The organism is Candidatus Hydrogenedentota bacterium (assembly GCA_018005585.1).
In the GTDB taxonomy this organism is placed as follows: domain Bacteria; phylum Hydrogenedentota; class Hydrogenedentia; order Hydrogenedentales; family JAGMZX01; genus JAGMZX01.
In genome coordinates this window covers 7,034-14,025 of the sequence record JAGMZX010000118.1, presented here as the reverse complement: position 1 = coordinate 14,025, position 6,992 = coordinate 7,034, and the positions used below count along the sequence as shown (strand labels likewise).

Genomic DNA, 6,992 nt, shown 5'->3' with positions numbered 1-6,992 from the left:
GGGACGTGGACGCCGTGCACGCCTCGGATACCGAAGCCGTGACGCGTGCGATTGCCGAAGCGTCCCTTGCCTCGACGGCCGTGGGGGTGAACGTGCTGCCGCGCATCGCGCCGCTGCTGGCCAAAGGTCTTGCCTTGCGTTTTGAAACGGATTCCGCGCCGCCGCTGAACATCATCGTGTGCGAGAATCTGCTCAACGCGGGCCCCTTCTTGCGCGGCGAGGTGCGCAAGCACCTGGCGCCGCGGCAGCACCCCATTCTCGAGGAAAAAACGGGTTTCGTCGAGGCGTCGATAGGGCGGATGGTTCCGGTCATGACGGACGCGATCAAGGCCGAGGACCCGTTGCTGGTCTGTGTCGAGCCCTATTGCGAGTTGCCGGTGGACGCGGCGGCTTTCCGCGGCGCTATTCCCGATATCGCGCACATGAAGCCTATGCCGAATTTTGGCGCGTACGTCGAGCGGAAGCTGTTCGTACACAACATGAGTCATGCGGCCGCGGCCTATCTCGGCGCGCTGCAAGGCCATGAATACATCTGGCAGGCCGTCGCGGACGCGCGGGTGCGCGCCGTGGTCGAGCAGGCGCTGGATGAGAGCTGCCGCGGCATGCACGCGCGGCACGGGCTGGCGCTGGACGCGCTGCGAGCCCATGGCGAGGACCTGCTCCGCCGCTACGCCAACCGGGCGCTCGGCGACCAGGTTTCGCGCGTGGCCCGGGACCCCCTGCGCAAGCTGGGCCGGCACGACCGGCTCATCGGCGCGGCGTGCATGTGCCTCGAGCAGGGAATCTCCCCGGAAGGCATCGCGTTTGCAGCCGCCGCCGCAATGCGCTACGATCCCCGGGATGATCCGGCCGCGCAATCCCTTCAACGCATCCGCACGGAAGCTGGTCTTTCGGGGGCCCTAAAGGCGGTGTGCGGCCTGGACGCGGATGCGCCGCTTGCCGCAGTGATTTGCCGGGCAGAGGAACGTCTCGCACGAGACGGTTGGATAGCACAGGAGTAGCCATGCACGAAGTACGTATGCCAAAAATGGGGCAATCCGTCGAGGAGGCCCCGGTAGTCCAGTGGTTGAAGCGCGAAGGCGACCAGGTCGCGATGGGCGAACCCTTATTCTCGATCCAGACCGACAAGGCGGAGGTGGAATGCGAATCGCCCGCGGCGGGCGTGCTGCGCAAGATTCTGCTCGAACCGGGCATCGAGGTGCCCGTTCTCACGGTTATTGCGCTTATCGGCGAACCTGGCGAACCGCTGCCGGACCTGTCGCAATACGGCGCGGCCGGCGTGTCGGCGGGCGTGGAAGCGCCCGCAGCCGCGCAGGTTGGCGCAGTGGCGGCCCCGGTCGCGGCTGCCCCCGTTGCGGCGCCTGTCTCCGCCGAGTCCCGCGGTCCGGTTTCGCCGCGTGCGCGCAAGGCCGCCGCGGAACTGGGCGTGGACCCTGCGCGGGCCGCGGGTTCCGGCGTGGGCGGACGCGTGATGGCGAAGGATGTTGTGGCTGCCGCGGGCGCGTCGCCCGTGCGCGCCACGCCGGTGGCGCGCCGCGTCGCGGAACAGGCGGGGGTGGATTTGGCGTCGGTCGCGGGCACGGGCGCGCGGGGCAAGGTGATGAAGGACGACGTGCTGCGCGCGCAAGAAGCGCCTGCGAAGGCGGCCCAGCAGCCCGCCGCGCCGGTGGAAGGAGTGCGTCGCATACCCTTGACGCCGATGCGCCGGATCATCGCCCAGCGCATGTCGGAGAGTAAATACTCGGCTCCGCACTATTACGTGACGGTCGAGGTCGACATGGGGGGGATCAAGTCGCTGCGCGAAAAGCTTCCCTTCAAGGCGTCGTTCAACGACCTGGTGCTGTTCGCGGCGGTGCGCGCGCTGCGCGAGTTTCCGCAGGTGAACGCGCGCTGGGCGGGCGACGCCATTGAAGAAGTGGCGGACGTGAATCTGGGTGTTGCCGTGGCGTTGCCGAACGGGCTGGTAGTGCCGGTGGTCAAACAGGCGCAACTGCTGTCGATCGAGGGCCTGGCCAAGGCGTCGAAAGCGCTGGTCGAAAAGGCGAAAACGAACAAGCTGCTGCCCGACGACTATACGGGCAACACCTTCACGGTCTCCAACATGGGCGTGTTCGGCGTGGAGAGTTTCACGGCGATTATCAACAAGCCGGACAGCGCGATCATCGCTGTCGGGGCCATTACGGACCGCGTGGTCGCGCGCGAAGGGGCCATCCTCATCCGTCCCATGATGAAAATGACGATGTCCAGCGACCACCGGGTGATCGACGGCGCGGTTGCGGCGCAGTTCATGGGCCGTTTGAAGCAGGTTCTCGAACAGGTGGAATTCCAGGTCTAATGGGCCGCGGTTGAAAGGAGATGGTATGCGCGAATGTGATGTGTGCGTAATCGGCAGCGGACCGGGCGGTTATGTCGCGGCGATCCGCGCGGCGCAACTGGGCAGGCGCGTTGTGGTCGTCGAGCGCAAGATGCTCGGCGGCGTGTGCCTGAACGTCGGGTGCATCCCGACCAAGACGCTTATATATTCCGCCGGACTTTTCCGGAAATTGCAGCACGCGGACGAATTGGGCCTCAAACTCGACCTGAAAGGGTTTGACCTGCGGAAAATGGTCGAGCGCAAGAAGAAGGTCGTTGCCGTCAATACGGGCGGGATCGAAACCTTATTCAAGGCTCGGGGTATAGAAGTGGTGCGCGGCGAGGCGCGCGTGCCCGCTGCGGGCCGCGTGCTCGCCGGCAAGGAAGAGATCAAGGCGAACGCGCTGATCGTGGCCACGGGCGGCCGGCCCGGGAACGTTCCCGGCATGGAGTTCGATCACAAGGCCGTGATCGACAGCACGGACGCGCTCGAGTTGACGCAGCTGCCGAAACGCATCGCGGTGGTCGGCGCGGGGCCGTTGGGCGCCGAGTTTGCCTGTGCCTGGAACGCGTTCGGCGCGGACGTGACTCTCATCGAGATGATGCCGAACGTGTTGCCGAAATCGGATGCGGAATTGACGAAGCGCTTCGAAGCCGGCCTGAAGAAGAAAGGGATGGATGTCCGCACGGGCACGAAGGTGGCCAGGCTTGACCGCAAGAAAGACGGACTCGTGCTGCATCTGGAAGGCGCGAAAGCCGGGACGGTCACCGTGGACCTGTTGCTGGTTGCGGTCGGCATGCGCTGCAATTCGGAGTTTGCGCTGGATGCGGGCGTCAAGACCGGGCCGCGGGGCGATATCGTCGTGAACGAACGCATGGAAACCAGCGTGCCGGGCATTTTCGCCATCGGCGATGTCGTCGGCAAGACCTGGCTGGCCCACGGCGCGTCCGCCGAGGGGCTGGTTGCGGCGGCGAATGCGTGCGGCGGAAACAAGAAGATGGACTATCGCGTCGTGCCCTCATGCGCGTTCACGATGCCCGAGGTCGCGAACGTCGGTCTTACGGAACAGGAAGCCGTGGAACAGAAGATCCCCGTGAAGACGGGGCGGTTCCTGTTCGTGGCGAATGGGCGCGCCCACGCCATGGGCGAGACCGAAGGCATGGTCAAGATTGTGGGCGATGCGCGCACGGACGAACTGATCGGCGTGCACATCATGGGCCACGAGGCGGGCGAGTTGATCGCCGCGGCCGCGCTTGCCATGAAGATGGAGGCGACCGTCGAGGAGATCGCGCACACGATCCACACGCACCCGACGCTGTCGGAAGCGATGATGGAAGCCGCGGAGGACTATTACGGCATGGGCATTCACACGCCGCCGCGCAGGAAGTGAAGCGCGGGCGGGCGGTTGAGCCGGGCCGCAAATGCAAATTGGGTGGTGCGTTGCGCTGACAATCGTGCTATGGTTACGCTGAGCAGGCCGTGGCGGGTCTTGTTCGGCATGCTGGCGTGGCGGGCGCCTGCTCACGATGGCGGGTGAACGGCGCCGCCTGCACACGGGAGAGACGCTACCGTGGGACCACGATACCGAGCCGCGTTTGAGAGCTTGTTCTGCCTGAGCGTGCTGTTTCTGCTGCCCTTTGGGGCGCTGTTGCCGGCGGCGGTCGGCACGCATGTGCCCATGGCGCTTCAGGAGCCGCTGTTTGAAGCGCCGTGGCAGGATGCGCGCCCGGAAGGGCTCGAACCCGGCGGTTCCTGCTTCGCGAGGGAACAGAGCCGCCGCATCTATTCGGAATTCGCGTTTGTCAACCGCGCCGCGCGCAATTACGAATCCTTGCTGTGGAATCCGGACGAGGGCGCGGGCACGCCGTTCCTCGCGGCGCTGCGCACGCGCGTCTTTTCGCCATTTACGCTCCCGTTCCATGTAATGCCGCTGCACCAGGCCATTGCGTGGTCGCTCCTGTTGAAGATGATCGCGGCGGGTTTCTGCGCATGGTACGTGTCGCGCAAATTCGGGTTCCCGGCGCCGCTGGCGCTTCTTGCCGCAGTGGCGTTTCAGCTGAGCGCGCCCGTTTTCATCTGGGGGGCGTTTCCCTTGGCCGATGCGGCGGCGTGGCTGCCGCTGTTGCTCATGTTCGCCGAACGCCTCGCGCTGGGTCACTACCGCGCGTGGCCGCTGGGCGCCGTCACCGTGGCGCTCATGGCATTGGGCGGCGACGTGCTCGTATTCATGTCCCTGATGCTGTTTGCGTTCGTGTATCTGGCGCTGCGCGCGCGAGGTCAGGGAACACGGGGCCGGCTGCGCGGCGCATCGGCGGCCCTGCTTGTGACGCTGGCGCTGGGCCTCGTGCTGGCGGGCGTTCAACTCGTGCCGTATCTTGAATTCATCAACCGGGGCGGTGTCGCGTCGGCCGGGCAGCAACCGCCGCTGCGCGCGGCGCACCTGGCCGCTCTGCTTGCGCCCAGTATCGCGTCCTCGGAAGGAGCGGGCGCCGCTCCCTTCGCCGCCTTGATGCATCCGGGCACGGTTTCGCTGCTGTTGTTCGCCCTTTGGTTCGCGGTGCGCCAGTTCGTGGAACGCCCGATTCGCCAGCGCTACGAAGGGCTGCTGCTGACGTTCGTCCTGTTCGCGGCAGCGGCCATTGCTGCATCCCTCGCCGGATGGACCGCGGCGGTTCCCGGTTTGCTCTGCATGGGCGGGCTCGTTTTTGCATGGGTGGCCGCGGCGGCCCTCGAGGAATGGCACGAGCTGAACGCGGAACAGTGCAGGGCGGCGCTGGGACGGCTGCTGTGGTCCGCGCCTGTCTTCTGGGGCGTGCTGTTCGTCCTGTCGCTGGCATGCGCGAGCGGCGCCGAGGGTGCCGCGCCCGCGTGGCGGGGCGAGATGGCCGCAGCCGCCTGCATGGCGGTGCTGGTGGCCGTGCTTCTGGCCGTGACGTTATTCCGGCCCAACGTTCGTTTCGCCGGCTACGCTTCGGCGGTGCTTGCCGGCGCGTCGCTATGGTGGGTGTTGGGCGCTTCCGTCCCCATGACGCCCGCGGCCGAGGTTTTCCCGGAGACCGCCTTCATTCGGGAATTGCGCGCCTCGCAGGAACGTATCAGCGGAAGCGATGCCCTTGCCCGATGGCCGTTGTCGGCGCATGGTATTCCACAGCTGCATAATCCCGGCGGCGTTGAATTGGACCGGTATCGCGCATTCATGGATATCGTGAAGCGCGACCCGCTCATGTTGCGCCGAGCCGGGTCCCGGCTGCTGCTGCTCACGAAAGAAGATATTCAGGGTGATTTCGCATCCGTGCGCCCGATGCTGGGTATCCGCCACGTATTTGCTTCCGGAGCGGTGCTGTTCGAGGACCGCGAGGCGAAGCCGCGCGCCTGGATGGCCTATATGTGGCGGCCCGTTGAATCTTTCGACCCGGAGATAGTCGGGTGGGACCGGTTGCCCACCATGGAGACGCCGCTGCTTCCGGAACAGACCAGCGGTTCCGACGCCGTGCCCTCCGTGGAAATGCACGGCGCGAACAACTGGATTCGCGTGCAGGTGGACACGCCCCGGCGCGGCGTGCTGGTCCTGGCTGACGCGTGGTACCCCGGCTGGCAGGTGACGCTCGACGGCGTGGTTACGGACAGTTTTCCCGTGGACGGGTTGTTCCGGGGCGTCCGAGTCAGCGAGGGCGTGCACGTCATTGAGTTCCGGTACCAGCCGCAGTCGTTCATCGTGGGACTGGTTCTGAGCGGCATCGCGGCCCTGATCGTGGTTTATGGGCTCGGGCGTCTCGCGCATCAGCGCTGGCGTGCCGCGCCCAGTCTCTGAGCGCCTATGGTCCCGCGACGAAGCGTGCCGCGTCCACCTCGAACACCTGTCCATCCTTGAGCGTGGCCGCGCGGCGCACGCCCGGCCGAGCCAGGGGACGGCCGTAGACGAGGTCCGCAACGAAATCGCCGCAACAGCGCCGCCAAAGCTGCTCGTAAGCGGGCTCGGTGTAAGCGATACGCCGCACAACGATATAGGCCTTTTCAAAATGGCCCAGGCGCGGCTTCAGAAACGCAGAGAGGCCGTCGGCCGTGAGATGGTACCGCGCCGCCTCCAGGGGAAAGAAGGAGAGACAACGGCGCGGCCCGCAATACGCGGGCAGATCGATGAGCATGTCGCCGATAATCACGTCTTCCGGCGTCGTGTTTTCCGCGACCCACGTCAGCCGTTCCGAGTGTGCGACGCGTCCCGGAATGCTGTCGTGCGGCGTTGTGGAAAGGGCGTAGACGGCGTGGCAAACCGCGAGCGCCGCGAACGCCGCCGCGGCCGGCGCCACTGCGCGGCCGCTTGGCTGGGCCGCCGCGAGTGTCGCTGCCGCCAGCATCGGAATGAGAAACAGCGACCCGGGCAGGGCGAGACGCGGACTGACCGGGTCGAAGAGGTACAAGGTGCGGTAGACCACGAGAAAGGTCAGATAGAGCAGCGCCCATGCGGGCAAGATCCAACGCATGCAGTTCCAGGCCGCGTCGAATACCGCGCGCGCGCGCCTGCGCAGCACTATAGCGCCCGCCAGCGCCACGAGCGACGCCAACAGCAGGCGCGCCTGCGTGTCCGGCGACAACCACGCCGCGGGCAAATAGCTCTGAAACGTTGCGGCATATACATCAT

Annotated in this window: 5 protein-coding genes; 4 read left to right on the top strand and 1 reads right to left on the bottom strand. The window is 66.3% G+C overall.

Features of this window, described 5'->3' with window-relative positions:
- From KA184_17425 to KA184_17410, 4 genes are all read left to right on the top strand, one after another.
- Positions 1-1,001, top strand: a 1,001-nt coding sequence (locus KA184_17425; protein ID MBP8131363.1) for a mannitol dehydrogenase, incomplete at its 5' end; no start/stop codon positions are given.
- Positions 1,002-1,003: 2 nt separating this feature from the next.
- Positions 1,004-2,335, top strand: coding sequence for a 2-oxo acid dehydrogenase subunit E2 (locus tag KA184_17420; GenBank protein MBP8131362.1), 1,332 nt, complete (start codon positions 1,004-1,006; stop codon positions 2,333-2,335).
- Between the two features lie 25 nt (positions 2,336-2,360).
- The gene (lpdA, locus tag KA184_17415) at positions 2,361-3,743 is read left to right on the top strand and encodes a dihydrolipoyl dehydrogenase (protein ID MBP8131361.1); all 1,383 of its coding nucleotides are present in this window, start codon (positions 2,361-2,363) and stop codon (positions 3,741-3,743) included.
- A gap of 180 nt (positions 3,744-3,923) precedes the next feature.
- On the top strand, positions 3,924-6,164 hold the full coding sequence (locus tag KA184_17410) for a YfhO family protein (protein ID MBP8131360.1): 2,241 nt from the start codon (positions 3,924-3,926) through the stop codon (positions 6,162-6,164).
- 4 nt (positions 6,165-6,168) lie between these two features.
- Here the strand turns inward: KA184_17410 and KA184_17405 are convergent.
- Positions 6,169-6,992 (bottom strand): hypothetical protein (locus KA184_17405; protein ID MBP8131359.1); only part of this gene is annotated, 824 nt, incomplete at its 5' end.